Source organism: Methylobacterium nigriterrae, from assembly GCF_037106235.1.
GTDB lineage: Bacteria > Pseudomonadota > Alphaproteobacteria > Rhizobiales > Beijerinckiaceae > Methylobacterium > Methylobacterium nigriterrae.
In genome coordinates, this window is the sequence record NZ_JBAWTG010000507.1 from 1 (window position 1) to 538 (window position 538).

Consider the following 538-nt stretch of genomic DNA (forward strand, 5'->3'; position numbering starts at 1 on the left):
GCGCCAAGTACGTCGCCGCCGGCATGAACCCGATGGACCTGAAGCGCGGCATCGACCTCGCCACCCAGGCCGCCGTGAAGGACATCACCGGCCGCGCCAAGAAGGTCGCCTCGTCCGAGGAGGTCGCCCAGGTCGGCACGATCTCGTCGAACGGCGACAAGGAAATCGGCGACATGATCGCCCATGCCATGCAGAAGGTCGGCAACGAGGGCGTGATCACGGTCGAGGAGGCCAAGACCGCCGAGACCGAGCTCGACGTCGTCGAGGGCATGCAGTTCGACCGCGGCTATCTCTCGCCGTACTTCATCACCAACGCCGAGAAGATGGTCGCCGAGCTCGACGACCCCTACATCCTGATCCACGAGAAGAAGCTCTCCTCGCTGCAGGCGATGCTCCCGGTCCTCGAGGCCGTGGTGCAGACCGGCAAGCCGCTCCTGATCATCGCCGAGGACATCGAGGGCGAGGCGCTCGCCACGCTGGTGGTGAACAAGCTGCGCGGCGGCCTCAAGGTCGCGGCCGTCAAGGCGCCGGGCTTCGG

Annotated in this window: 1 protein-coding gene; it reads left to right on the forward strand. The window is 66.7% G+C overall.

Annotated elements, in window-relative coordinates; all coding sequences use genetic code 11:
- Positions 1-538, forward strand: a 538-nt coding sequence (locus WDW90_RS37990; RefSeq protein ID WP_336492856.1) for a TCP-1/cpn60 chaperonin family protein, incomplete at both ends; no start/stop codon positions are given.